This is a genomic window from Intrasporangium flavum (genome assembly GCF_001956915.1).
GTDB lineage: Bacteria > Actinomycetota > Actinomycetes > Actinomycetales > Dermatophilaceae > Monashia > Monashia flava.
Map to the genome: position 1 here is coordinate 44,364 of NZ_MLJO01000003.1, position 25,033 is coordinate 69,396.

Sequence of the window (25,033 nt, forward strand, 5' to 3'; positions counted from 1 at the left end):
CGCCCGTCCGGTGCCTCAGCCCAGGCACGCCGGGCCGAGGAGCGCCTTGAGGTCGCCGAAGAGCGCGGAGGTCGCGGTGACGCGCAGCGAGTCGTCGAGCGACATGAGCACCGAGCGCCCGGGCTGGGTCAGCTTGACCTGGACCTCGGTGGCGCCCGGGTGCTCGCCGAGGACGCGCTTGAGGCTCTCGGCCACGGCCGGGGTGGCCCGCCCGAGCGGGAGGGTGACGACGACGGGGCCGCGCGGGCCCTCCTTGATGTCGGGGATCGTCAGCTCCTGGGCGAAGATCGAGATCGAGTCGTCGCGCGCGCTGACCCGGCCCTTGACGGCGCACACGGTGTCCTGGGCCAGCATCGTCGAGTAGGTCATGTACGACGACGGGAAGAAGAGGCACTCGATGGCGCCGTCGAGGTCCTCGACGGTGGCGATGGCCCAGAGGTCGCCCTTCTTCGTGCGCTTGAGCTGCAGGCTCGTGATGAGCCCGGCGACGGTCACCGGGGTGCCGTCGGGCTTGGCGTCCTCGCCGAGGAGCGAGGCGATCGGGGTGTCGGCGTGCGCCGAGAGGATGTGCTCGATGCCGAAGAGCGGGTGGTCGGACACGTAGAGGCCGAGCATCTCGCGCTCGTAGGACAGCAGCACCGACTTGTCCCACTCGCTCGGCGGCACCGGCGGCAGCCCCGCGAACGGGTCGACGCCGGAGGCGTCGCCGTCGCCGTCGCCGAAACCGAAGGAGGCGAACAGGCTGTCCTGGCCGATGGCCTGCTGCTTCTTGACGTCGACGAGCGCGTCGACGTACCGCTCGTGCACCTCGACGAGGCCGCGGCGGCTCTCGCCGAGCGAGTCGAACGCGCCGCCCTTGATGAGCGACTCGATGGTGCGCTTGTTGCACACGACGGCGTCGACCTTGTCGAGGAAGTCCTTGAACGAGGCGAAGGCGCCCTTCTTCTCGCGGGCCTCGACGATCTTGTCGACGACGTTGGCCCCGACGTTGCGGATGGCGGCCAGGCCGAAGCGGATGTCGGTGCCGACGGCGGCGAAGTTGGCCACCGACTCGTTGACGTCGGGCGGCAGCACCTTGATGCCCATGTGCCGGCACTCGTTGAGGTAGAGCGCCGACTTGTCCTTGTCGTCGCGCACGCTCGTGAGCAGCGCGGCCATGTACTCGGCCGGGTAGTTGGCCTTGAGGTAGCCGGTCCAGTACGAGACGAGGCCGTACGCGGCGGTGTGGGCCTTGTTGAACGCGTAGTCGGAGAACGGGACGAGCACGCCCCACAGCGCGGCGATCGAGGCCTCGTTGAACCCCTTGGCCTTCATGCCCTCGGAGAAGGGGACGTACTCGGCGTCGAGCACCTCCTTCTTCTTCTTGCCCATGGCACGACGGAGCAGGTCGGCGTTGCCGAGCGTGTAGCCGGCGAGCTTCTGGGCGATCTCCATGACCTGCTCCTGGTAGATGACCAGGCCGTAGGTCATCCCGAGGATCGGGTCGAGGGCCTCGATCATCTCCTGCTGGAGCTTGCCCTTCAGCTGCGGGTCGAGCGGGATGAGCTCCTGCTTGCCGTTCTTGCGCAGCGCGAAGTTGGTGTGAGCGTTGACGCCCATCGGACCGGGCCGGTAGAGCGCGAGGGCGGCCGAGATGTCCTCGAAGTTGTCCGGCTGCATGAGGCGCAGCAGCGCCCGCATGCCGCCGCCGTCGAGCTGGAAGACGCCGAGGGTGTCACCGCGACCGAGCAGCTCGTAGGTGGCCTTGTCGGTCATGTCCTTGGACAGGGCGTCGAGGTCGATGTCCTCGTCGCGGTTGGCCTTGATGTTCTCGATGGCGTCGTCGAGGATCGTGAGGTTGCGCAGGCCGAGGAAGTCCATCTTGACCAGGCCGAGCGACTCGCAGCTCGGGTAGTCGAACTGGGTGATGACCTGGCCGTCCTGCAACCGCTTCATGATCGGGATGACGTCGATGAGCGGCTCGCTGCTCATGATGACGCCGGCGGCGTGCACGCCCCACTGGCGCTTCAGGCCCTCGAGGCCCTTGGCGGTGTCGACGACCTCCTGGAAGTGCGACTCGGTCTGCACGAGGGCCCGGAAGTCGACGCCCTCGTTGTACCGCTTGTGCTCCGGGTTGTAGATCTCCGAGAGCGGCACGCCCTTGCCCATGACGTCCGGCGGCATCGCCTTGGTCAGCTGCTCGCCGACGCTGAACGGGTGGCCCATGACGCGGGCGGCGTCCTTGACGGCCTGCTTGGCCTTGATGGTGCCGTAGGTGACGATCTGCGCGACGCGCTCGGAGCCGTACTTCTCGGTGACGTACTTGATGACCTCACCGCGCCGGCGCTCGTCGAAGTCGACGTCGAAGTCGGGCATCGACATGCGCTCGGGGTTGAGGAACCGCTCGAAGATGAGGCCGTGCGGCACCGGGTCGAGGTCGGTGATGCCCATGGCGTAGGCGCACATCGAGCCGGCACCGGAGCCACGGCCCGGACCGACGCGGATGCCGTTGCGCTTGGCCCAGTTGATGAAGTCGGCGACGACGAGGAAGTAGCCCGGGTAGCCCTTGGAGACGATGACGTCCTCCTCGAAGGCCGCCTGCTTGCGGGCGTAGTCGGGCACCCCCTCGGGGAACCGCCGCTGCAGGCCGGTCTCGACCTCCTTGATGAACCAGGAGGTCTCGTCCTCGCCCTCGGGCACCGGGAAGCGCGGCATGTAGCGGCCCTCCCCCTCGGTGAAGGAGACCTCGCAGCGCTCGGCGATGAGCAGCGTGTTGTCGCAGGCCTCGGGCAGCTCGCGCCACAGGTGGCGCATCTCCTGGGCGGACTTGAGGTAGAAGTCGTCGGCGTCGAACTTGAACCGGTTGGGGTCCATGAGGGTCGAGCCGGACTGCACGCAGAGCAGGGCCGCGTGCGCCTTGGCGTCCTCGGCACGGGTGTAATGCAGGTCGTTGGTGGCCACGAGCGGCAGCTTGAGGTCGCGGGCCAGGCGGATGAGGTCCTTCTGGGTGCGCCGCTCGATGTCGAGGCCGTGGTCCATGAGCTCGACGTAGACGTTGTCGTTGCCGAAGATGTCGCGCAGCTCGCCGGCGACCTCGCGGGCCTCGTCGTACATCCCGAACCGCAGCTTGGTCTGGATCTCGCTCGAGGGGCAGCCGGTGGTGACGATGAGGCCCTTGCCGTAGGTCGACAGCAGCTCGCGGTCGATACGCGGCCACTTCGTGTACACCTGGTCGAGGCTCGCGATCGAGGTCATGCGGAAGAGGTTGTGCATGCCCTCGTTGTTCTCGGCGAGCATCGTCATGTGCGTGTACGCACCGCTGCCGGAGATGTCGTCGCGCCCACCGTCGCCCCAGCTGACCTTGGTGCGGTCGGTGCGGTGCGTGCCCGGCGTGATGTAGGCCTCGACGCCGATGATCGGCTTGACGCCGGTGCCCTGTGCCTTCTTCCAGAACTCGTAGGCCCCGAAGGTGTAGCCGTGGTCGGTGGTGGCGAGGGCCGGCATGCCCATGCGCGCCGCCTCGCTGAACAGGTCGCCGATGCGGGCGGCCCCGTCGAGCATCGAGTACTCCGTGTGCACGTGGAGGTGCACGAAGTTCTGGTCGTTACGCGGGGCGGGCTGGCTCGACATCGTGGACGAGTCTAAGCCCGGCCACCGACGCCCCACGGCGTGTCGTCGCGGGTGTCGCGGCGGGTGTCGCGGGTGGTGTCGCGGCGGGTGTCGCGGCCGGTGTCGCGGCCGGTGCCGGGAACCGGTCGGGGCGCTGCGGTGTAGTGGACGCGTCGGGGCGCGACGATGGTGTCGACGGCACCCGACGCGTCAGCGACGCGCGGCGGAGGGAGGCAGGGATCAGCGCGATCGACCGCACGACCGACCGCTCCGGCGAGCCCGGCGAGCCCAGCCAGCCCGGCCAGCCCGGTGAGCCCGGCGAGCCCGGCGGGGCGCTCGTCGACGACGCCGTGGCCCTGGCCCGCGTGCGCGCCGGCGACCCGACCGCGTACGCCGTGCTCGTCGCGCGGCACGCCCCGATCGCCAAGCGGCTCGCGGTGCTGTCGGGGGCGGGCCACGAGGCCGACGACGTCGTCCAGGAGGCGTTCGTCAAGGCCTACGCCGCGCTGCCCCGCTTCCGGGCTGGGTCCGGGTTCCGGCCGTGGCTGCTGCGCATCGTCGTCAACGAGACCCGCAACGCCCTGCGGGGCCGGTCGCGGCGCACGCTGCGCGAGCTGCGCGTGGCCGCCCGCGAGGTCGCCGAGGGAGGCCGCGGCGATCGGGGCGAGCGCGCCGACCCCGCCGACGCCGCCGTCGTCGCCGACCGCCGAGCGGGACTGCTCCGGGCGCTGGACGACCTGCCCACCGACCTGCGCGAGGTCGTCACGTGCCGCTACCTGCTCGAGCTGTCCGAGGCCGAGACCGCCACCGTCCTCGACCTGCCCGCGGGCACCGTCAAGTCGCGGCTGCACCGCGCCCTCGTCACCCTCCGGGAGGTGCTCACCGATGGCTGACCTCGTCCCCCGTCCCGGGCCCGACGCCGGCTCCGACCTCGAGCGCGAGCTCGTCGCGCTCGGCCGGCTGCTCGTGACCGAGCCGCCCCGCGACGACGTCGCCGTGTCGGTCCTGGCCCGGATCACGGCGGCCACGACCCCGGCCCGGCCGGCCCGGGCGCCGCGGTCGGCACGACGCGTCGGGTGGGCCGTGGCCGCCGCCGTCGCACTGGCCCTCGCCCTCGTGCCGCCGGTGCGCGCCGCCGTCCTCGAGCTGCTCCACCTCGGCGGCGTCGTCGTGCGCGAAGAACCCCGACCCGGGACGTCCTCGCCGGCCCTGTCCCCCACGCTCCCGCGCACCGCACCGTCCGCGCCGTCCGCACCCTCCGCGTCGGCCACGCCGATGACGCTCGCGGAGGCCGAGCGACGGATCGGCGCGTCGGTCGCGGTGCCGTCGACCCTCGGGCCGCCCGACGCCGTCGTGCTCGCCCACGGCGGACGCGTCGTCGAGCTGTCGTGGGGCCCGCGGGCGGCGACGAACGGGTCACCGACGCGTCTGGACGTCTTCGTCGGGTCGCTGTCGTGGGGCTACGTCAAGACCGTGTGGGACGCCGTGACCCCGACGCGGGTGTCAGGTCACGACGCGCTGTGGTTCGGGGCGCCGCACCGCATCGAGTGGGTCGACCGCTCGGGCGCCACCCACGCCGAGGAGCCGCGCCTCGCCGGCCCGACCCTCGTGTGGGTGCTGCCCTCGGCCGCCGGCGAGGTGACCTACCGGCTCGAGGGCCCGGCCGACCTCGACGCCGCGTTGCGCGTCGCCGGCTCTGCCCGCTGACCGCGACGTGCGTACCGGGCCCGCCGAACCGACCCGGGCCCGGCGGTGTTGACGCACCGACGCCCGGACGCCGCCGGGCCCGTCCCCGAGGAGGTCGCCGTGCGCAGATCCCGCTCCCTGGCCCTGCTGTCCGCCGCCGTCGCCGCCGGCCTGGCGCTGCTCGTCGGGGCCGCGCCCCCGGCGTCGGCCGGTGGTCCGACGTCGGTGCTCGTCGTCGACTACGACGGCTCCCGGGCCGGCGCAGCCCTCACCGGCAGCGCGGCCTACGCCGACCTCGAGAAGGCGCTCTCGCCCTACGACCCGCCGAGCGGCGACCGCACGGCTCCCGCGTCCTTCATGGGGACGAACCTGCGCCTGACGTGGATGATCCACGACGTGACGCCGTGGCGCATCGACGCGGTCACGGTCGACCGGACCGACGTGTGGGTCGAGACGACGATGAGCGTCGACGGCAGCACCGACCTCTTCTCGGCCCCCTCGGTGCGGCACCGCGCCACCGACGCCGCCCTGCTGCTGCGCACGCTGCGCTCGCTCGGCGTCCTCGACGGGGCCCGACCGGTCGTGCCCGGCTCCGTGGCCGCGCCGGCGGCACGGTCAGCGGCAGCCGCCTCGGCGGCCCCCTCCGCCCGCGGCCCCGTCGCGACCGCGGCCTCGGGACCGCCCTGGCCGGTGACGGCCGGCGTCGCGGGGCTGGCACTCGTCGTCGGCGTCGTCACCGGACTCGTGGCGGGACCGCGCGTGCGCAGACCTTCACCCTCAGGTCGAACCTGAGGGCCTCAGAACGTCCCGGCGACGTCGAGGGCGTGCTGCAGGTCGTCCGGGTACTGGCTCTCGAAGTGGACGTACTCCCCCGTGCCCGGGTGCTCGAACCCGAGCCCGACGGCGTGCAGCCACTGGCGGTCCAGGCCGAGCCGCGCCGCGAGCGTCGGGTCGGCGCCGTAGAGCGGGTCGCCGCAGCACGGGTGGTGCAGCGCCGCCATGTGCACGCGGATCTGGTGGGTGCGGCCGGTCTCGAGGTGGATCTCGAGCAGGCTCGCGTACCGGAACGCCTCGAGCACCTCGTAGTGGGTCACCGACGGCTTGCCGGTGCTCATGACGGCGAACTTGAACTCGGCGCCCGGGCGCCGACCGATGGGCGCGTCGACGGTGCCGACGAGCGGGTCGGGCAGGCCCTGGACGAGCGCGTGGTAGGTCTTGTCGACCTGGCGGCTGCGGAACAGGTGCTTGAGCCGGCTGTAGGCGTACTCGCTCTTGGCCACGACCATGAGGCCGGAGGTGCCCACGTCGAGCCGGCTGACGATGCCCTGTCGCTCGGGGGCCCCGGAGGTGGAGATGCGGTAACCGGCCGCGGCGAGGCCGCCGACGACGTCGGGCCCGGTCCAGTTGAGGCTCGGGTGCGCGGCGACGCCGACGGGCTTGTCGACCACGACGAGGTCGTCGTCGTCGTGGATGATCCGCATGCCCGGCACCGGCTCGGCCACGACCTGCAGGCTCGGGCTGGCCTCGGCGCGCGGCAGCGACACCTCGAGCATCGCACCGGCGACGAGCCGCTCGGACTTGCCGACGGGCCGGCCGCCCTGCGCCACGTGACCGGCCGCGGCGAGCTCGGCGGCCTTGGTGCGCGAGACCCCGAAGAGGCGTGAGACGCCGGAGTCGACGCGCTCGCCCTCGAGGCCGTCGGGGACCAGGACGGTACGGGCCTCGCCCGCGTGGACCGGCTCAGTCATCGCTGCGCTCCCCACCGTCGGTGGCCGACGCCTCGGCGGCGCGCTTGTCGCGGTCGCGCAGGCCGTCGACACCGATGCCGACCATCGCGAGGACGACGACGAGGCAGGCCGCCCCGACGATCCAGATGTCGGCGACGTTGCCGATGAACCACCGGTAGTCGATGAAGTCGACGACGTGCCCCTGGCCGCCGCCCGGGGGTCGCACGAACCGGTCGGTGAGGTTGCCGAGGGCGGCGCCGAGGAGCAGGCCCAGGGCCAGGGCCCAGGCGCGCGAACCGAGGTTGCGGGCCACGACGACGATCGCGACGAGCACCGCGAGCGCGATGCCGGTCATGACCCACGTGTTGCTCGCCCCGAGGGACAGCGCGGCGCCGGGGTTGCCGATGAGCTTGAAGCGGATGAGGTCGCCGATGAACGGGCGCGGGCTGCCGTCGGACAGCGTCGCGAGCGCGACGGCCTTGGTGACCTGGTCACTGGCGTAGGCGAGGACGGCGACGACGGCGAGCAACGCGAACAGCCGCCTGCGCCGGGTCGGGGACGGACGCTCGGACGTAGTCCTCGCGGTGGGCGGTGCGCTGTTCTCGGTACTCACGGTCTCTCGGTCGGACGCGGCGCCGCTCCCCCCGAACGGGGTGGGAGTCGGCGCCGCGTCCCGGGTTGGTGCGTCGGCGCGTCTGGGCGCGCCGGCGGCGTCGTTCAGTGGCGGTCCTGCTTCTCCTGGCATGACATGCACAGGGTCGCACGCGGACGGGCCTGGAGTCGAAGCTTGCCGATCGGGTTGCCGCAGTTCTCGCACACCCCGTACGTGCCGGCCTCGAGCTGCTCGAGGGCGTGCTCGGCCTGCAGGAGGCCGGCGCGGGCGTTCGCCGCCACCGACATCTCGTGCTCGCGCTCGGCCGTCTTGGCGCCGGCGTCGGCCTGGTCGTCGCCTGCGCCGTCGCCCGAGGAGCGCAGGAAGCTGTCGAGCTCGTCCTCGGCGATCTTCAGCTCGGCGCGGTGCTGGTCGATCTCCTCGAGCAGGACGCCGCGGACCTCCGCGATCTCCTCCTCGCTCCAAGGGCTCTCGTCGTCCTTGACGCGCAGGGTCTCGGCGATCTTCTTCGCGCTCGTGCGCGAGGTACCGGTCCGAGCCCGGCTGCTGGCGCTCGTCGCGCTCCGGGTACCGGTGGTGCCGGTGGTGGGGCTGGTCGTCGTCACTGCTGCCTTCTCGGGTCGTGCGGCCGCCGCCTTCGCGGTGGTCGGCCTGGTGGTCCTCGTGCGCGGGGGCGCCGTGGTGGTCGCAGACGCCTTCGTCGCCGTCGTCGTGGTCTTCCGGGTCTTCGGAGCCGTGGCGGCCTTCGGGCCGGCCTTCGTCGCCGAAGGCCTGACCGCAGTCTTCTTCACCGCGGACTTCTTCACCGCGGTTTTCGCGGATGCGGCCGTCTTCGTCGTGGCCTTCGCGGCCTTCGTCGGGCTCTTCGTCGGGCTCTTCGTCGGGCTCTTCGTCGCGGCCTTCTTCGCCGGCGTCGGTGCTGCCTTCTTCGCCGGCGCGGTCTTCTTCGCAGTCGTCTTTGCAGTCGACTTCGCAGTCGACTTCGCGGCCGTCTTGGTCGCCGTCGACCGTGGCACGCTCTTGACCGGAGCGCTCTTGGCCGCCTTTGCGGTCGAGGTCTTCGAGGTCTTCGAGGTCTTCGAGGGCGCGGCCTTGGTCGCACTCTTCGACGGCGCAGGCTTCGTCGCGGTCCTCGCGGTCTTGGTGGGGGTCGCCTTCGTCGCGGCGGCCCTGGCCGTGCGACCCACTGCCGTCACCGCCCGCTTCGCTGCGGTCGTCACCGCCGCCGTCCTCTTCGCCGCCATGGCGTCACCTCCGTCGCTCGTGCCGTCGACGCTGCAAGTGCGGCTGACAATAGGCCCCGCACGGGTCCCGCACAAACACGAAACGCGCACGGGCGCAAAGAGTCACCCAGCACATACAACGCGGGCCGCCCGGGATGGTTCCCGGGCGGCCCGCGTGCGTCTGTCTGCGTGTCTCGCGAGGTAGGGCGGAGGGTGCGCTCTCAGCCCTGGTTGTCACCGGCGCCGGCGTGCGCCGGCTCCTGGACGTTGGTGTCGAGGTCCTGCAGCGCGCCCTCGATGTAGGACTTGAGGTTGCTGCGGTAGTTCTTCTCGAAGCCGCGCAGCTCGCTGATCTTGCGGTCGAGCAGCGACTTCTGCTTGTCGAGCTCCTCGAGCAGCTGGGCCTTGCGCTGCTGCGCCTCGGCGACCATGCCGGTCGAGCGCTCGCGCGCCTCGGTCAGCATCTCGTCGCGCTTGGTCGCGGCGTCGGCGAGCATCCGGTCGCGCTGCGAGGTGGCCTCGGCGAGCATCTGGTCGCGCTGGGCGGTCGCGGCGGCCGAGATCTGCTCGGCCTGGCGGGTCGCCTCCTCGTGGCGGGCCTGACCGGCGTTGATGAGCTCGTCGTGCTTGGTCTGACCGGTGCTGACGAGGTCGCGGTGGCGGTTCTCGGCCTCGGAGATGAGCTCGTTGCGACGCGTCTCGCCGGCGGCGACGTGCTCGTCGTGCAGGCGCTGGGCCAGCGCGATGACCCCGGCGGCGTCGGCGCTGCCCGCCGGAGCCGCAGCGGCAGCAGCCGCGGCGGGCTGGATGCGGGCGGCGGCCTCGGCGTCGGCGTTGGCACGGGCGGCGCGCTCCTCGGCGGCCCGGGCGTTCTCCTGCGACTTGGCGAGGCGGGCCTCGATGTCGCGGGCGCTCTCCTGGGACTTGGCCAGGCGCGACTCGGCGTCGGCGACCTTGGTGTTGAGGTCGTTGAGCTTGGCCTGGGCGTCGTTCAGGGCCTTGGAGTCGACCGCGGACTTCGCGGCGGTCTCGGCCCGCTCGGCCTCGGCCCGGGCCCGCTCGATGCGCTCCTTGGCGGTGCGCTCGGCGTTGTCCGCCTCGGCCTTGGCCTTGGCGGCGCGGTCCTGGGCGGCCTTGAACGCGCGCTCGGCGTCCTGGATCTTGGCCGTCAGCCCGCCGAGCTTCGCGTCGTCACCGGGACGGCCCACCGCCGGCATCGCGGCCGTGGCACCGTCGGCGCGCACCGCCGACTGGTTCTTGGACGCGCGGCAGTCGTTGAGCTGCTTCAGGTAGTCGTCGCGCTGCTCGATGAGCGATCGCATCTCCGCGACGATCTCGTCGAGGAAGTCGTCGACGTCCCGCTCCTCGTAGCCCCGGCGGAACTGCGTGGTTTGGAAGTGCTTGTTGAGCACCTGTTCCGGCGTAAGCGCCATGTCTCACCTCGATGCAGACGTAGTGGTTCGGGTCCAAGGTATCTAACGTTCCGGTCACGAACCAAAGCCGTGCCCGGCGCGGTGCGTGTCGTACCCCACGTGCCACCCGGCGGCGACCCCGGGTCCCCCCTCGTCCCCGTGCGGGGGTCGGGAGGCCGGCGCTGCTAGAAGAAGCTGGGGACGTTGAGCGCCAGCGACGTGAGCAGCATGAGGACGAGGAAGCTGAGGTCCAGCCGGACCCCGCCGAGGTTCGGCGACGGGATCACCTTGCGCAGCGCCTTGAGCGGAGGGTCGGTCACCGTGTACACGGCCTCGGCGAGGACGAGCACGATGCCCGTGGGGTGCCAGGACCGCGCGAGCATCTGCACCCAGTCGAGGACGAAGCGTCCGATGAGGGCGATGAAGAAGGTGAAGACGACCACTCCGTAGATCGTCCAGAACGCGTCCATGAGGTCAGTGTCGCCGATGCGGCCGCGTCCCGGGCAATCGGGGTGCTGTGGGGTCGCTGTGCAGCCGCGTCCGTGGGGGTCCGGGCCGGGTCAGCTCTGGTTGAAGAAGCCGCGGGTGGACGGCGACGGCGCCTCGGGCTCGTCGGCCGCGATCTCGACGTGGGCCGGCGAGAGGAGGAAGACCTTGGAGGTGACCCGCTCGATCGTGCCGTGCAGGCCGAAGACGAGGCCCGCCGCGAAGTCGACGAGGCGCTTGGCGTCGGCGTCGTCCATGTCGGACAGGTTCATGATGACCGGCACCTGGTCACGGAACCACTCGCCGATGTTCTTGGCCTCGTTGTACGTGCGCGGGTGGATCGTCGTGATGCGGTTGAGGCCCCCGACCTCGGGCTCGCGGACGACGGCGGCCACGGGGCGGCGCGTCGGCAGCTGCGTGACGGCCGCGGTGTGCTCCGGCTCGTCGTCGTAGCGGTCGGACTCGTCGTACGCCTCGTAGTCGTCGTACCGCTCGTGACGCTGGTCCTCCTCGCTCAGTCCGAGGTACACCATCGTCTTGCGCAGTGCCCCTGCCATGGCCGGCTCCCAACGTTCGGATCGTGCTGAATCGCTGCCGACGTTACAGAAGTGACGGGCGTGAACCGAGGATTGCCGTTCCGACACGCAGGTGTGTCGCGCCGTGGCGCAGCGCCGCCTCGAGGTCGCCGCTCATCCCGGCCGAGAGCCAGCTCGCCCCGGGATGGCGCTCGCGCAGGTCACGGGCGAGGTGGTGCAAGCTCGCGAACGCGTCGTCGGGGTCGGCCCCGAGCGGCGCGACGGCCATGAGGCCGCGGAGCCGGAGCGCCGGCTGCGCCTCCACGGCCGCGGCGAGGGCGGCCAGGTCCTCGGGCAGCGCTCCCCCGCGGGAGGTGTCGCCGTCGAGGCTGACCTGCAGGAGCACCTCGAGGTCGCCCTCGGGGCGCCCGGCCCGGCGGGCCCCCTTGGCCAGGCCGTCGACGAGCTTGGCGCGGTCGAGGCTCTCGACGACGTCGGCGTAGTGCGCCACGTGGGCGGCCTTGTTGCCCTGCAGCCGCCCGATGAAGTGCAGGACGGGCGGCTCGGCGGCCGGTCCCGCGGCGTCGACCGACTGCCGCACCAGCGCGAACTTCTCGGCCGCCTCCTGGTCGCGGTTCTCCCCGAAGCTGCGGACCCCGAGCTGGTGCAGGAGCAGCACGTCCGAGGCCGGGAAGAACTTCGTCACGACGACGAGCGTCACCTCGGCCGGATCGCGTCCGGCGTCGGCGCAGGCCCGCTCGATGCGTCCGTGCACGGCGGCGAGCGAGGCGCGCAGCTGCTCGCGGCGCGCGTCGGGGTGGACGCCGGCCGGTCCCGTGGCACTCACGCGCGCACCTCCCGGCGCACGACGACACCGGCGAACCGGCCCGTCGTGCCGTCACGGCGGTAGGAGTAGAGGTCGGCGTGCTCGCGGGTGCAGCCGGCGACCCAGTCGACCCCGACGCCGGCCCCGGCCAGCTGCTCGACGACCCCGGCGGCGACGTCGACGGCGGGAGTGCCCTGCCACGAGCGAGCGGCGGCGGCGGGGGTGATGCCGGCTGCGTCGCGGGCCATGTCGGCGGGCACCTCGTAGCAGCGGCCGCAGACCGAGGGCCCGACGGTGGCGCGGACCCGGCGGGCGCCGAGGTCGCGCATCGCGTCGACGGCCCTCGGCACGATCCCGGCGACCATCCCCGGGCGACCCGCGTGGACCGCCCCGACGACACCGGCGTCGGCGTCGTGCAGCAGCACCGGGACGCAGTCGGCCACGAGGACCGCGAGCGCGAGCCCCGTTGCCCGCGTGACGATCCCGTCGGCCTCGGGGGGCTCGCCGGACCACGGACTGCTGACCTCGACGATCTCGGTGCCGTGCACCTGGTTCATGAACAGGAGCCGCTCCCGGGGCACGCCGACCTCCAGGGCCAGGGCCACCCGGTTGGCCTCGACGAGGGCGGGCTCGTCGCCGACGTGGCCGCCGAGGTTGAGGCCGCGGTACGGCTCACGGCCGGCCCCGGCCGACCGGCCGGTGAAGGCGAGGTCGATGGTGGCGGCCGGATCGTCGGTCGGCTCGTCGGTCGGCTCGTTGGCAGGGGGTCCGGATCGCCAGAAGAACACGGGCCCAACCTATCCGTCAGGTCCGGGAACGCCGACGGGAGGCGCCGCGTGGGCACCTCCCGTCGGGTCGTCGCGTGCTTACTTGAGGAAGTCGGGCACGTCGAGCTCGTCGCTGTCCTCGAACGTCACCTGTCGCGGCGGCTGCTGCGCGGGACGCGGGGCCACCGGCGACTGCTGGGCCGGCGGGGCCTGGTGCTGCGGCGCCGGCTGCTGCGTGGGCAGCTGCTGGGGGGCCGCCGGCTGCTGCTGGTGCACCGGCTGCTGGACGGGCTGCTGGTGGACCGGCTGCTGCTGGACCGGCTGCGCGGCGGGCTGGGCCGCCGGCACGCCGTTGCTGTGCTGGGCCGGACGCTGCTGCGCCTGGTGGTTGGCCTGGTGGGACGGCGCGGGCGCGGCCGCGGAGGTGGACCGCCCCATGACCTGGCCGAGGGCGCGGTCGTCGTCGCGACGCGTCGGGCCGCCGCCGTCGAAGCCGGCCGCGATGACCGTGACGCGGACCTCGTCGCCGAGGGCGTCGTCGATGACCGCACCGAAGATGATGTTGGCCTCGGGGTGCGCGGCCTCCTGGACGAGGCGCGCGGCCTCGTTGATCTCGAAGAGGCCGAGGTCGCTGCCGCCCTGGATCGAGAGCAGGACGCCGTGCGCGCCGTCGATGGAGGCCTCGAGCAGCGGGCTGCTGATGGCCAGCTCGGCGGCCTGGACGGCGCGGTCCTCGCCGCGGGCCGACCCGATGCCCATGAGGGCCGAGCCGGCGCCCTGCATGACCGACTTGACGTCGGCGAAGTCGAGGTTGATGAGGCCGGGCGTCGTGATGAGGTCGGTGATGCCCTGGACACCGGAGAGGAGGACCTGGTCGGCGGACCGGAAGGCGTCCATCATCGAGACGTTGCGGTCGCTGATCGACAGCAGTCGGTCGTTGGGGATGACGATCAGGGTGTCGACCTCCTCGCGGAGGCTGCCGATGCCGGACTCGGCCTGGTTGGCGCGGCGCCGGCCCTCGAAGGTGAACGGGCGCGTGACGACGCCGATCGTCAGGGCGCCGAGCCCGCGTGCGATGCGGGCCACGACGGGCGCGCCGCCGGTGCCGGTGCCGCCGCCCTCGCCGGCGGTGACGAAGACCATGTCGGCCCCCTTGAGGACCTCCTCGATCTCCTCGGCATGGTCCTCGGCGGCCTTCTTGCCGACCTCGGGGTCGGCGCCGGCGCCGAGGCCGCGCGTGAGCTCGCGGCCGACGTCGAGCTTGACGTCGGCATCGCTCATGAGCAGCGCCTGGGCGTCGGTGTTGATGGCGATGAACTCGACGCCCTTGAGGCCCACCTCGATCATCCGGTTGATGGCATTGACGCCGCCGCCGCCGATGCCGACGACCTTGATGACGGCCAGGTAGTTCTGCGGTGCTGCTGCCACGGGAGTGGGCCTTCCTGAGTGGTGGTGCCGGTACTGCGGAGTTCGCGGGTCGTCCGGTGGGTGCGGCTGGGAGGTGGCTTCGGGTGGTGCTGTGGCCCAACCTTAAAGGTCGACCTGAAGGTTACGGTTTGGTCACGGAACCAGTGCCCCGACGGTATGCCGTGACCCTTGGTCGATCAACCCAACTCGCGGCGTGTCGTGGCGCCGGTTCCCCCATTTCCCAAGGGAACTGCACACCGGCCACAGCCGCACCATGGGTCACGCGGGCCCCAGGTGTCGCGCACACTGTCCCATGCCGGGCAGGCGGGCGCGCGCCGGGGTCGGCGGCCCCGGCCCGCGGCGGCCTCAGCGGGTCACCGGCGAGTCGGGGACGCTGACGTCGATGGTGTCGCCCGGCTCGCCGAGCAGGACCGTGACGAGCCTGGCCTTGCGGGCGCCGTCGCCGGCGCCGCCCCACACGACGGTCTTGCGCTTGGACGTCGAGGAGACGGTGAAGCTGACCTGGTCGGCCGCCGACACGCTGACTCCCGAGACGTCGCCACGCACCGACGCGGGCAGCGAGGTGAGCGCCTGGAGCGCGGCGGCGACACCGGACTTCGTCACCGTGTCGGTGCTCGACCGTACGAGGGGTACGCCGTCCGGCGCCGCGGACAGGGTGCGGAACGCGAAGCCCTCGGCGTCGACGAGGTCGACGCTCCCCTCCGGGGTGCGCACCGCGAGGACGGCCCGACGCGGCGACACCTCGATGACCACGGTGTGCGGCAGGCTCCGCGAGACGGTGACGTCGTCCCACGCCTTGCCCGCGACGAGGCGCTGCTCGGCGGCCCCGGTGTCGACCCGCATGAGCGGGCCGCCCAGCGGCACCGCGGCCACCCGGCGCACCTCCGCCGCGGCCGTGCCGGTGACCCCGTGCACCTGGACCTCGGTGGCCGTGAGCACCCCGCTGAACCAGCCGAGCCAGGCGACGAGACCGAGGACGAGCAGCAGGACGACGCCGACGGCGGCCACGACCCGCGGGCGCCGGCGCGCGACCGCGGCCCGGCGCTCGAAGCGGGCGCGCGAGGACGACAGACCGCGTCCGGCGACCTGGCGTCCGTGCGACCCGTCGTGCATCACGCCTCCTCGTCACCCAGGGCGAGCAGGACCTCCGGGCCGATCATCGTGACGTCGCCGGCCCCGACCGTGAGGACGAGGTCGCCGGGACGCGCGAGCTCGGCGACGCGTCCGGCCACCTCCGCCCACGAGGGCACGTAGTGCACCTCGGCCCCGGGGCGGGCCTCGAGGACGGCGTCGACGACGAGACGGCCGGTGACCCCGGGCACGGGGTCCTCGCGCGCGGCGTAGACGTCCATGACGACGACGACGTCGGCCGGGGCGAGACCGGCGCCGAGCTCGGTGGCGAAGTCGCGGGTGCGGCTGTAGAGGTGCGGCTGGAAGACGACGACGAGCCGCCCGGTGCCGGCCACGAGCCGGGCCGCGGTCTCGACGACGGCCGCCACCTTGCCGGCGTTGTGGGCGTAGTCGTCGACGACGACGACCCCGGCGGCCTCACCCTTGGGCTCGAACCGGCGACGCGTGCCGGTGAAGGAGGCGAGGCCGGCGAGGACCCGCTCGGGGTCCTGGCCCAGCCCGTGGACCGCGGCCGCGTAGGCCGCGGCGGCGTTGAGGGCGTTGTGCCGGCCGGGGACCGCGAGCGTCATGGCGTGCTCGGCGCCCGCGTCGGTGAGCCGGACCGAGGCCGTGAGGCCGTCCTGCTCGTGCTCGGCCAGGACGACGTCGGCACCGGCGGAGAAGCCGTAGGTGACGACGCGGGTGCCGGCGGCCCGGGCCCGGTCGGCGAGCGCGGCGGAGCCGGCGTCGTCGAGGCAGGTGACGAGCAGGCCCCCGGGGCGGATCGTCGCGACGAAGGCGTCGTAGGCGGCCTGGACCACCTCGAAGCTCTCGTAGAAGTCGAGGTGGTCGGGCTGCACGTTCGTGACGACCGCAACCTCGGGGTGGTAGACGACGAACGAGCCGTCGCTCTCGTCGGCCTCGACGACGAAGACGTCGTCGGCGCCGTCGTGGGCGTTCGTGCCGTGCTTGGCCAGCTCTCCCCCGACGGCGAAGGACGGGTCGAGGCCGCAGCCCTGCAGGGCGACGGTGAGCATCGAGGTGGTCGTCGTCTTGCCGTTGGCGCCGGCCACGGCCACCGCGCGACGCCCGTGCATGAGGGAGGCGAGCCCCTGGGCCCGGTGCAGGACCGGGACCCCGCGCTCGCGCGCGGCGACGAGCTCGACGTTGTCCTCGCGGATCGAGCTGCTCATGACGACGGCGTCGGCGCGCTCCTGGTGGGCGGGGTGGAACCCGACCCACACGTGCGCGCCCTCGCTCTCGAGCGCCTTGAGGACCGGGACGTCCTTGGCGTCGCTGCCGGTGACGGCGACGCCGCGGGCGAGCATGATCCGGGCGACGCCGGACATCCCGGCCCCGCCGATGGCGAGGAAGTGGACGCGTCCGAGGTCGGCGGCGTCGGGCACCGGCGCGGTGAAGTCGAAGCGCGCGGCGGCGAAGGGGTCGGTGACCGAGGGGGTCATCGGCGCACCCCCGCCCGGGTCGAGGCCGCCGCGGCGTCGTCGACCATGTCGGCGAGGCGCTCGTCGGCGGCGCGCTCGCCCAGCGCAGCGGCGGCCGCGGCCATCCGCTCGAGGCGCGGTCGGTCGGTGGCGAGGGCGAGGACCTGCGAGCCGACGTACTCCGGCGTCAGGTCGGCGTCGTCGACGAGCAGGCCACCACCGGTGGCGACGACGTCGGCGGCGTTGAGCCGCTGCTCGCCGTTGCCGACGGGCAGCGGCACGTACACGGCGGGCAGGCCGACGGCGGTCAGCTCGCACACGGTGTTGGCCCCGGCGCGCGCGACGACGAGGTCGGCGGCGGCGTAGGCGAGCTCCATGCGGTCGGCGTACGGCACGACGACGTAGGGCGCACCGCCCTCGGGCACCGTGGCGTCGAACTCCTTGCCGAGCCCGGTGACGTGCAGCACCTGGACGCCGGCCGCGCTGAGCCGCTCGACGTTGGCGCGGAAGGCGTCGTTGAGGCGCTGGGCACCGAGCGAGCCGCCGGTGACGAGCACGGTCGGGTACGACGCGTCGAGGCCGAAGAGGGCCAGGGCCTCGGCACGGCGGCCCGGGCGGTCGAGCGTCGATACCTCCCGGCGCAGGGGCATGCCGATGCGCGTCGCGTTCGGCAGCGAGGTGACCGCGAAGGTCGTGGCGACGTGGGCGGCGAAGCGCGCCCCCAGCCGGTTGGCCAGGCCCGCCCGGGCGTTCTGCTCGTGGATGACCACCGGGACGCCGCGGCGGCGGGCCGCGAGGTAGGCGGGCGTGCTGACGTAGCCGCCGAACCCGACGACCACCTGGGCACCGGTGTCGTCGATCGCCGCGCCCGCGGCGTCGACGGCGGCCTTGAGCCGGCCGGGCAGCCGCAGCAGGTCGCCGCTCGGGCGGCGCGGCAGCGGCACCTTCGGCACGACGCGCAGGTCGAGGCCGTGCGCCGGCACGAGCCGCGCCTCGAGGCCCTCGGAGGTGCCGAGGGCGGTGACGCGTACGTCGGGGTGCCGGCGGCGGAGCGCGTCGGCGAGGGAGAGCAGCGGCGACACGTGGCCGGCCGACCCCCCACCGGCGAGCAGGACGGAGGTGGGCGAGGACAGGTGGATCACCGACTTCTGCGAGATGAGCGGGAGGACAGCGCGCGGGTGCGCGAGGGCAGCACCGCGAGCGACCGTCTGATCATCCCGCGTCGGGACTCGAGCAGTGCACGGCACCCCGGCTCGTTGCGGGCGAAGGACAGCAGGACGCCCAGGGCCAGCAGGGTGGTGACGAGCGAGGAGCCACCGGCGGACACGAGCGGCAGGGGCACGCCGATGACGGGGAACAGGCCGATGACGGCGCCGATGTTGATGATCGCCTGGCCGATGAGCCAGGCCATGATCCCCGAGCCGGCGATGCGCACGAAGCGGTCCTGGGTGCGGCTCACGAGGCGGAAGCAGGCCCAGGCGAGGATGCCGAACAGGAGCAGGATCATGAGCGTGCCGGGCAGGCCGAGCTCCTCGCCGATGATGGCGAAGATGAAGTCGTTGTGGGCCTCCGACAGCCAGGCCCACTTCTCCTTGGAGGCCCCGAGCCCGACGCCCCACCAGCCGCCGTCGGCGAGGGCGTACATGCCGTGCACCGCCTGGCCGCACCAGCCGTCGGGGTTGGTGTTGCAGGCCGGGTCGAGGAAGTCGGTGATGCGCTTGACGCGGTTGCCACTCGTGGCGACGAGGGCCGCGACGCCGACCGCCCCGAGCAGGCCGCCGACGACGAAGACCCGCAGCGGGGCGCCGGCGACCGCGAGGACCGCGGCGATGATGACGAGGAAGACGAGGGCGGTGCCGAGGTCGTGGCCGGCGAGGATCAGGGCGAGCACGACGGCGCTGATCGGCACGAGGAACGGCAGCAGGACGTGCAGGACGCTCGACATGCGCGAGGCCTTGTTCGCGTAGATCGCCGCCCCGGCCAGCACGATGCCGATCTTGGCCAGCTCGGAGGGCTGGAACTGCACGGGCCCGAGCGCGAGCCAGTTGCGGTTGCCGTTGACGTCGACGCCGAGCGGGATGACCGCGGCGAGCAGCACGACCGACGCGACGAGGCCCGGCATCGCCAGGCGCTTCCACCGTCGCACGTCGAGACGGCTCGCGACGGCGGCCGCGACCCCGCCGAGCACGGCGAACATCAGCTGGCGCGCGAAGACGGTGTAGGAGGCCTTGTCCTGCAGCAGCTGCTCGACGCTCGAGGCGCTGAACACCATGATGAGGCCGATGACGACGAGGGTCGTCGTGGCCCCGAGGATGAGGTAGTAGGTCGTCAGCGGCGACTCGAGCTTGGCGATGATCGGCAGCGACCGGGCCCGGCCGGGCCGGCTCGCCTCGTCGGCGTGCGCCTCCGCGCGGGCGCGGGCCCGCTCCTTGGCCGCCTGCGCCGCCCGGGCGCGCTGGGCTGCCGACCCGCGTGCCGGCGTCCCCTTGGACGCCGAGCCCCCCGAGCCCCCCGAACGGCCCGAGCGGGTCGAGGTCGTCGTGCTCACCCCGTGCTCACCCCCGTGCTCACCCTTCGCCCCCGCTCGCCCTGGCGTGCCGGCGGACCGCCTCCTCGAAGGCGTCGCCGCGCGCACCGTAGTTGGTGAACATGTCCATGGACGCCGCGGCCGGCGCGAGCAGCACGACGTCGCCCGGCTGGGCGAGGCGCGCGGCCTGCTTCACGACGCGGTCCATGACATCAGTGTCGGTCTCGGGCACGTCGACGACGGGGACATCCGGCGCGTGTCGGGAAAGGGCCTGGGCGATCTGGTCGCGGTCGGCGCCGATGAGCACGACGCCGCGCAGGCGCGAGGCGACGTCCTCGACGAGCGCGTCGACGTCGGCGCCCTTGAGCAGGCCACCGGCCACCCAGACGACGGAGTCGAAGGAGCGCAGGGCCGCGGCCGCCGCGTGCGGGTTGGTCGCCTTGGAGTCGTTGACGAACCGGACGCCGCGGACCGTGGCCACCTCGGCGATGCGGTGCCGGTCGGGCCGGAAGGCCCGCAGGCCGTCGCGCACGGCGATGGGCCCGACGCCGTACGCGCGGGCCAGGGCCGCCGCCGCGAGCGCGTTGGCGACGTAGTGCGGTGGCGGGGGCGGGCCGTCGCCCTGGAGGTCGGCCAGCGTGCACAGCTCGGCGGCCGAGCGCTGGCGCTGCTCGACGAAGGCGCGGTCGGCGAGGACGTCCTCGACGATGCCGACCATCGAGGGCGCCGGGATGCCGAGCGTGAAGCCGACGGCGCGGCACCCCTCGACGACGTCGGCCTCCATGACGAGCTGCTCGGTCTGGATGTCGGCGACGTTGTAGATGCAGGCCAGGTGGGTGTTCTGGTAGATCCGGCCCTTGGCGCGCAGGTACTCGGCGTAGCCGCCGTGCCAGTCGATGTGGTCGGGCGCGACGTTGAGGACGGCCGAGGCGACCGCCGACACCGAGCGCTGCCAGTGGAGCTGGAAGCTGCTCAGCTCGACGGCGAGGACGTCGTAGGGCTCGGGGTGCAGGACGGCCTCGAGCAGTGGCGTTCCGATGTTGCCGGCCGCCGTGGCCCGCAGGCCCGCGTGCTGCAGGATCGAGGCGAGCATCTGGACGGTCGTCGTCTTGCCGTTCGTGCCGGTGACGGTGAGCCACGGCGCGGCGCCCTCCTCGGCGCGCATCCGCCACGCGAGCTCGACCTCGCCCCACACCGGGATGCCGGCCGTGGCCGCGGCGAGCATCAGCGGGTCGTGCGGTGGGACGCCCGGTGAGGTGACGACGAGCTCGGTGCCCTCCGGGGGCGCCACGACGTGCTCGGGCCCGAGGCGCACGTCGACGCCGAGGATCTCCAGGATCGTGGCCCGCTCGCGGATGACGTCGGTGGCGTCGCGCGAGACGGCGGTGACGCGCGCGCCCCGCTCGGCGAGGGCGTCGGCGGCGGCGAAGCCGGACACCCCGAGGCCGACGACGAGCACGGCGATGCCGCTCCAGTCGGCGTCGCGGTGGGTCAGGCCGGGGCGCGGCTCGTAGGTCGGGTCGAACGTCACTGGGACCCCACCACCCACTCGGCGTAGAAGAGGCCGAGACCGAAGGCGACGAAGAGCCCGGCGATGATCCAGAAGCGGACGACGACGGTCACCTCGTTCCAGCCGACCATCTCGAAGTGGTGGTGCAGCGGCGCCATCCGCAGCACCCGTTTGCCGGTCAGCTTGAACGAGGCCACCTGCGCGACGACCGAGAGGGTCTCGAGGACGAACATGCCGCCGAGGATGATGAGGAGCAGCTCGGTGCGCGTCGTGATCGCGAGGCCGGCGAGCGCGCCACCGAGGGCGAGCGAGCCGGTGTCGCCCATGAAGATCTTCGCCGGCGTCGCGTTCCACCAGAGGAACCCGAAGCAGGCGCCCATGCCCGCGGCCGCGACGAGGGCGAGGTCGTGGGAGTCGCGCACCTCGTAGCACTTGATGCCCGGGTTGGTCTGGCAGTTCTGGTTGAAGGTCCAGATGCTGATGAGGACGTAGGCGCCGAAGACCATCGTCGAGACGCCCGTGGCGAGGCCGTCGAGGCCGTCGGTGAGGTTCACGCCGTTGGAGGCGCCGGCGATCATGACGTTGGCGAAGATGACGAAGAGGACGACGCCGACGACCGAGCTGCCCCCGAGGGCCAGGCTGATGTTCGTCTCGCGGACGAACGAGACGAGCAGCGAGGCCGGGGTGCGGTACTGCTCGTTCGGGAACTGCACCGCGAGCACCGCGAAGATGACGCCGACGAGGGTCTGCCCGATCAGCTTCTCCTTGGAACGCAGCCCGAGGCTGCGCTGCTTGCTGATCTTGATGAAGTCGTCGAGGAAGCCGACGAAGCCGAGCCCGCCCATGAGGAACAGGACGAGCAGACCCGAGGCCGTGGGCGGGTTGAGCGTCAGCAGGTGCGCGACGAGGTAGGCCCCGAAGGTCGCGGCGATGATGACGGCGCCGCCCATGGTCGGGGTGCCGCGCTTGGTGTGGTGCGAGGTGGGTCCGTCGTCGCGGATGAACTGGCCGTAGCCGCGCTTGACGAGGAACTTGATGAACAGCGGGGTGCCGAACAGCGAGATGAGCAGCGAGAACGACGCCGCGAGGAGGACGCCCTTCACCGCGCCACCCCCTGCGCCGCCGACGCGGCAGGGGTCTCGGGCACCGGCACGCCGGCGAGCCGGTCGCCGAGCCACCGCAGCCCGCTGTCGCGGCTCGACTTGAGCAGGACGACGTCGCCGGACGCGAGCTGCTCGTCGAGCAGCGCGTACGCGGCGTCGGTGTCGGGCACCCACGTCGCGGCGGGGAACGCCGCGGCGATCGGCCGGGCGCCCTCCCCCACCGCGACGACACGGTCGACGCCGCGGTCGGCGGCGTACCCACCGACGGCGGTGTGCTCGGCGTCGCTGTCGGCACCGAGCTCGAGCATCCCGCCGAGGACGGCCCAGCGACGGCCGGTGGTGGCCATCGCCGCCAGGGCGTCGAGCGCGGCGCGCATCGAGTCGGGGTTGGCGTTGTACGCGTCGTTGACGACGACGACGCCGTCGGGCCGCTCGGTGATCTCCATCCGCCAGCGGCTCACGGCCTCGGCTGCCCGCAGCCCGGCGACGACCTGGTCGAGCGTCAGGCCCAGCTCGAGCGCGGCGGCGGCGACGGAGAGGGAGTTGCCGACGTGGTGGGCACCGCTCTGCCGCAGGGAGACCCGTGCGGAACCCTTCGGCGTGACGAGCGTGTACGTGGGGCGTCCGCGGTCGTCGAGCTCGACGTCCTCGGCCCGGACGTCGGCGTCGGGCGCGAGCCCGACCAGCACGACGCGAGAGGCGAGACCCTCGGACATGGCGCGCACGAGCGGGTCGTCGGCGTTGAGGACGCTGACGCCCTCGGCCGGGACCGCCTGCGGCAGCTCGGACTTGGCCAAAGCGATGTTCTCCTTGGAGCCGAACTCGCCGACGTGGGCCGAGCCGACGTTGAGCACGATCGCCACCTGGGGCGGCGCGATGCGGGTCAGGTACTCGATGTGCCCGACGCCCCGGGCGCCCATCTCGGCGACGAGGAAGCGGGTGGTCGGCGCGACCCGGCAGACCGTGAGCGGCACGCCGATCTCGCCGTTGAGCGAGTTGACCGGCGCGACCGTCTCGGCGACGGTCGACAGGACCGAGGCGAGGAGGTCCTTGGCGCTCGTCTTGCCGGAGGAGCCGGTGATGCCGACGACGCGCAGCTCGGGCGCCCGGTCGACGACGCCGCGGGCGACCTGCCCGAAGGCGGTCTGGACGTCGTCGACGACGACGCACGGCACGCCGTCGACGACGCGCGAGGTGAGCGCCGCGACGGCGCCGGCCGCGACGGCCGCGTCGACGTAGGCGTGCCCGTCGGCGTGCTCGCCGACGCGGGCGACGTAGAGGCTGCCGGCACCGCACTCGCGCGAGTCGGTGCTGACGGGGCCGTCGACGACGACGGCGTCGGGCGCGTCGGTGCCGTGGACGGTCCCGCCGGTGAGGTCACGGACCTCGGCGAGGGTCAGGGGGATCACGCGGTCACCTCCGGGCGCGCCGTCGCGCGGCGCGTCGAGGTGACGGCGGCGAGGGCGGCGCGGACGGCGTCGCGGTCGTCGAACGGGTGCTTCACTCCGAGGATCTCCTGGCCCTTCTCGTGTCCCTTGCCGAGCACGACGACGGTGTCGACGCGCCCTTCCTGCTCCCCCTGGTCCCCCGGCTCCCCCGAACCGACCACCGCGAGCGCGATGGCCTCGGCGATGGCGCTCGAACGCGCGCCCCCGTCGATGACCTGGACGGCGGTGGCGGCACCGCCGGCGACCTCGCTGCGGGCGCCCTCGGCGACCGCGGCGCGGATCGTCGCGGGGTCCTCGCTGCGCGGGTTGTCGTCGGTGACGACGACGACGTCGGCGCGACGGGCCGCGGCGGCCCCCATGGCCGGACGCTTCCCGCTGTCGCGGTCGCCACCGGCACCGAGGACGGCGATGAGGCGACCCTGCGTGCTCGGACGCAGCGCTGCGAGGGCGGCGTCGACGGCGTCGGGCGTGTGCGCGAAGTCGACGACGCACCGCGGGGTGCCGTCTCCTCCCGGCGCGACGACCTCCATCCGGCCCGGCACGTCGGGCGCGGCGGCCATCGCGGCCTCGACCTCGGCGTCGGTCAGGCCGGTGGCGAGCAGCGCCAGCGCGGCGAGGGCGGTGTTGGCGACGTTGAAGTGGCCGGGCAGGTGCGAGACGAGCGCCAGGCCGCGACCCGTGGCGCGCTCGCGCAGCGTGAACGCGCCGGCGTCGCCCTCCTCGACGGTCCAGTCGGTGCCGTCGGTGGCGTCGGTGCCGTCGGAGATCGCGGTCGTCGAGAGCGTCGTCACCGGCACCCCTGCCTCGCGCGCCAGGCGCGCGCCCCACGCGTCGTCGACGCAGACGACGCCGGCGCGGGAGCGCTCGGGCGTGAAGAGCGAGGCCTTGGCCGCGAAGTAGGCCTCCATCGACGGGTGGAAGTCGAGGTGGTCCTGGGAGAGGTTGGTGAAGAGCGCGACGTCGTAGACGACGCCGTCGACCCGGTGCAGCTCGAGGGCGTGGCTGGAGACCTCCATGACGCACGCGTCGGTGCCGCGCTCGCGCATGACGCCGAGCAGGGCGTGCAGGTCGGTGGCCTCGGGGGTCGTGCGCACCGACTCGACGCGGTCCTCGCCGATGCGGGTCTCGACGGTGCCGATGAGCCCGGTGCGCGAGCCGTGCGCCCGCAGCGCCGACTCGACGAGGTAGGCGGTGGTCGTCTTGCCGTTGGTGCCGGTGACGCCGATCATCGTCAGCCCCTCCGAGGGCCGGCCGTAGACGGTGGCGGCGGCCTCGCCGAGCACGGCCCGCGGGTCGGCGGCGACGAGCACCGGCACGGCGCCCAGGCCCTCGCGCGCGACGGCGTCCTCGACGAGGGCGAGCCCCTCGGCGTCGGTGAGGACGGCGACGGCTCCGGAGCGGACGGCGTCGGCGGCGAAGCGCGCCCCGTGCACGTTGAAGCCGGGCAGGGCGGCGTAGAGGTCGCCGGGCAGGACGCTGCGGCTGTCGAGGGTGACGCCGGTGACGAGGGCCTCGTCGTCGGGCCGGGATGCCGGCTGCGACGTGCCTCCCGTCCGGCTCGTCAGGTCGCCGAGGGCGCCCAGCACAGCGAGGGGCACGCCCGACGTGGCGGGTCGAACGGT

The 25,033-nt window shown here is 73.2% G+C and carries 22 protein-coding genes; 4 read left to right on the forward strand and 18 right to left on the reverse strand.

From position 1 onward, the window contains the following. Positions 1-15: 15 nt before the first annotated feature. Positions 16-3,609, reverse strand: coding sequence for a DNA polymerase III subunit alpha (dnaE, locus tag BIV28_RS01880; protein ID WP_076258828.1), 3,594 nt, complete (start codon positions 3,607-3,609; stop codon positions 16-18). 143 nt (positions 3,610-3,752) lie between these two features. Between dnaE and BIV28_RS01885 the strand changes: the two genes are divergently transcribed. The 3 genes from BIV28_RS01885 to BIV28_RS01895 all read left to right on the forward strand — a co-directional run bounded on the left by BIV28_RS01885 (position 3,753) and on the right by BIV28_RS01895 (position 6,066). Continuing rightward, positions 3,753-4,481 carry an RNA polymerase sigma factor gene (locus BIV28_RS01885; RefSeq protein ID WP_242652722.1) on the forward strand — a complete coding sequence of 243 codons (729 nt, stop codon included), beginning with the start codon at positions 3,753-3,755 and terminating at the stop codon, positions 4,479-4,481. Further along, complete coding sequence (locus BIV28_RS01890) at positions 4,474-5,295, forward strand: hypothetical protein (RefSeq protein ID WP_076258830.1); 822 nt, start codon at positions 4,474-4,476, stop codon at positions 5,293-5,295. The genes BIV28_RS01885 and BIV28_RS01890 overlap by 8 nt, the downstream gene beginning before the upstream one ends. 99 nt (positions 5,296-5,394) lie before the next feature. Continuing rightward, on the forward strand, positions 5,395-6,066 hold the full coding sequence (locus tag BIV28_RS01895; RefSeq protein ID WP_207555707.1) for a hypothetical protein: 672 nt from the start codon (positions 5,395-5,397) through the stop codon (positions 6,064-6,066). A 5-nt stretch (positions 6,067-6,071) separates the two neighbouring features. On the opposite strand, the gene BIV28_RS01900 is transcribed toward BIV28_RS01895, so the two are convergent. From BIV28_RS01900 to BIV28_RS01910, 3 genes are all read right to left on the reverse strand, one after another. Beyond that, the gene (locus BIV28_RS01900) at positions 6,072-7,022 is read right to left on the reverse strand and encodes an RluA family pseudouridine synthase (RefSeq protein WP_076258834.1); all 951 of its coding nucleotides are present in this window, start codon (positions 7,020-7,022) and stop codon (positions 6,072-6,074) included. Beyond that, on the reverse strand, positions 7,015-7,614 hold the full coding sequence (locus BIV28_RS01905; protein WP_076258836.1) for a signal peptidase II: 600 nt from the start codon (positions 7,612-7,614) through the stop codon (positions 7,015-7,017). The genes BIV28_RS01900 and BIV28_RS01905 overlap by 8 nt, the downstream gene beginning before the upstream one ends. Before the next feature lie 104 nt (positions 7,615-7,718). Beyond that, positions 7,719-8,219: a TraR/DksA family transcriptional regulator gene (locus BIV28_RS01910; RefSeq protein WP_076258838.1), complete on the reverse strand. Its 501-nt coding sequence runs from the start codon at positions 8,217-8,219 to the stop codon at positions 7,719-7,721. Here BIV28_RS01910 and BIV28_RS01915 point away from each other — a divergent pair. Further along, the gene (locus tag BIV28_RS01915) at positions 8,200-9,042 is read left to right on the forward strand and encodes a hypothetical protein (RefSeq protein WP_076258839.1); all 843 of its coding nucleotides are present in this window, start codon (positions 8,200-8,202) and stop codon (positions 9,040-9,042) included. The genes BIV28_RS01910 and BIV28_RS01915 overlap by 20 nt on opposite strands. A 16-nt stretch (positions 9,043-9,058) precedes the next feature. Here the strand turns inward: BIV28_RS01915 and BIV28_RS01920 are convergent, their stop codons facing one another. The 14 genes from BIV28_RS01920 to BIV28_RS01985 all read right to left on the reverse strand — a co-directional run bounded on the left by BIV28_RS01920 (position 9,059) and on the right by BIV28_RS01985 (position 25,009). Further along, positions 9,059-10,270 (reverse strand): DivIVA domain-containing protein, encoded by a 1,212-nt coding sequence (locus BIV28_RS01920; protein WP_076258841.1) that lies wholly within the window; start codon positions 10,268-10,270, stop codon positions 9,059-9,061. 164 nt (positions 10,271-10,434) lie between these two features. Further along, on the reverse strand, positions 10,435-10,719 hold the full coding sequence (locus tag BIV28_RS01925; protein ID WP_076258843.1) for a YggT family protein: 285 nt from the start codon (positions 10,717-10,719) through the stop codon (positions 10,435-10,437). A 90-nt stretch (positions 10,720-10,809) separates the two neighbouring features. Then, positions 10,810-11,292 carry a cell division protein SepF gene (locus BIV28_RS01930; protein WP_076258845.1) on the reverse strand — a complete coding sequence of 161 codons (483 nt, stop codon included), beginning with the start codon at positions 11,290-11,292 and terminating at the stop codon, positions 10,810-10,812. Positions 11,293-11,335: 43 nt separating this feature from the next. Beyond that, on the reverse strand, positions 11,336-12,097 hold the full coding sequence (locus BIV28_RS01935) for a YggS family pyridoxal phosphate-dependent enzyme (RefSeq protein WP_076258847.1): 762 nt from the start codon (positions 12,095-12,097) through the stop codon (positions 11,336-11,338). Further along, positions 12,094-12,864, reverse strand: coding sequence for a peptidoglycan editing factor PgeF (gene pgeF / locus BIV28_RS01940; protein ID WP_083706956.1), 771 nt, complete (start codon positions 12,862-12,864; stop codon positions 12,094-12,096). Before pgeF ends, BIV28_RS01935 begins: the two co-directional genes overlap by 4 nt. 78 nt (positions 12,865-12,942) lie before the next feature. Then, positions 12,943-14,271, reverse strand: a complete 1,329-nt coding sequence (ftsZ, locus tag BIV28_RS01945; protein ID WP_076258849.1) for a cell division protein FtsZ — start codon at positions 14,269-14,271, stop codon at positions 12,943-12,945. 345 nt (positions 14,272-14,616) lie between these two features. Then, a complete protein-coding gene (locus tag BIV28_RS01950; protein ID WP_076258850.1) occupies positions 14,617-15,384 on the reverse strand; it encodes a cell division protein FtsQ/DivIB in 768 nt (255 codons plus the stop codon). Further along, positions 15,384-16,844 (reverse strand): UDP-N-acetylmuramate--L-alanine ligase, encoded by a 1,461-nt coding sequence (gene murC / locus BIV28_RS01955; protein ID WP_076258851.1) that lies wholly within the window; start codon positions 16,842-16,844, stop codon positions 15,384-15,386. The genes BIV28_RS01950 and murC overlap by 1 nt, the downstream gene beginning before the upstream one ends. Then, the gene (murG, locus tag BIV28_RS01960) at positions 16,841-17,965 is read right to left on the reverse strand and encodes an undecaprenyldiphospho-muramoylpentapeptide beta-N-acetylglucosaminyltransferase (RefSeq protein WP_076258853.1); all 1,125 of its coding nucleotides are present in this window, start codon (positions 17,963-17,965) and stop codon (positions 16,841-16,843) included. Before murG ends, murC begins: the two co-directional genes overlap by 4 nt. After that, positions 17,962-19,371: a putative lipid II flippase FtsW gene (gene ftsW / locus BIV28_RS01965; RefSeq protein ID WP_242652723.1), complete on the reverse strand. Its 1,410-nt coding sequence runs from the start codon at positions 19,369-19,371 to the stop codon at positions 17,962-17,964. Before ftsW ends, murG begins: the two co-directional genes overlap by 4 nt. Positions 19,372-19,390: 19 nt before the next feature. Next, positions 19,391-20,881 (reverse strand): UDP-N-acetylmuramoyl-L-alanine--D-glutamate ligase, encoded by a 1,491-nt coding sequence (gene murD, locus BIV28_RS01970; protein ID WP_076258854.1) that lies wholly within the window; start codon positions 20,879-20,881, stop codon positions 19,391-19,393. After that, on the reverse strand, positions 20,878-21,963 hold the full coding sequence (gene mraY, locus BIV28_RS01975) for a phospho-N-acetylmuramoyl-pentapeptide-transferase (RefSeq protein ID WP_076258856.1): 1,086 nt from the start codon (positions 21,961-21,963) through the stop codon (positions 20,878-20,880). Before mraY ends, murD begins: the two co-directional genes overlap by 4 nt. Next, on the reverse strand, positions 21,960-23,372 hold the full coding sequence (locus BIV28_RS01980; RefSeq protein ID WP_076258858.1) for a UDP-N-acetylmuramoyl-tripeptide--D-alanyl-D-alanine ligase: 1,413 nt from the start codon (positions 23,370-23,372) through the stop codon (positions 21,960-21,962). The genes mraY and BIV28_RS01980 overlap by 4 nt, the downstream gene beginning before the upstream one ends. Continuing rightward, entirely contained in the window at positions 23,369-25,009 is a 1,641-nt protein-coding gene (locus tag BIV28_RS01985; protein WP_242652724.1) for a UDP-N-acetylmuramoyl-L-alanyl-D-glutamate--2,6-diaminopimelate ligase, read from the reverse strand. Before BIV28_RS01985 ends, BIV28_RS01980 begins: the two co-directional genes overlap by 4 nt. Positions 25,010-25,033 lie beyond the last annotated feature (24 nt).

Coding starts and splice junctions, on each gene's coding strand:
- dnaE (WP_076258828.1), bottom strand. CDS start 3,609: ATGTCGAGCCAGCCCGCCCCGCGTAACGACCAGAACTTCGTGCACCTC.
- BIV28_RS01890 (WP_076258830.1), top strand. CDS start 4,474: ATGGCTGACCTCGTCCCCCGTCCCGGGCCCGACGCCGGCTCCGACCTC.
- BIV28_RS01900 (WP_076258834.1), bottom strand. CDS start 7,022: ATGACTGAGCCGGTCCACGCGGGCGAGGCCCGTACCGTCCTGGTCCCC.
- BIV28_RS01920 (WP_076258841.1), bottom strand. CDS start 10,270: ATGGCGCTTACGCCGGAACAGGTGCTCAACAAGCACTTCCAAACCACG.
- BIV28_RS01925 (WP_076258843.1), bottom strand. CDS start 10,719: ATGGACGCGTTCTGGACGATCTACGGAGTGGTCGTCTTCACCTTCTTC.
- BIV28_RS01930 (WP_076258845.1), bottom strand. CDS start 11,292: ATGGCAGGGGCACTGCGCAAGACGATGGTGTACCTCGGACTGAGCGAG.
- BIV28_RS01950 (WP_076258850.1), bottom strand. CDS start 15,384: ATGCACGACGGGTCGCACGGACGCCAGGTCGCCGGACGCGGTCTGTCG.
- murC (WP_076258851.1), bottom strand. CDS start 16,844: ATGACCCCCTCGGTCACCGACCCCTTCGCCGCCGCGCGCTTCGACTTC.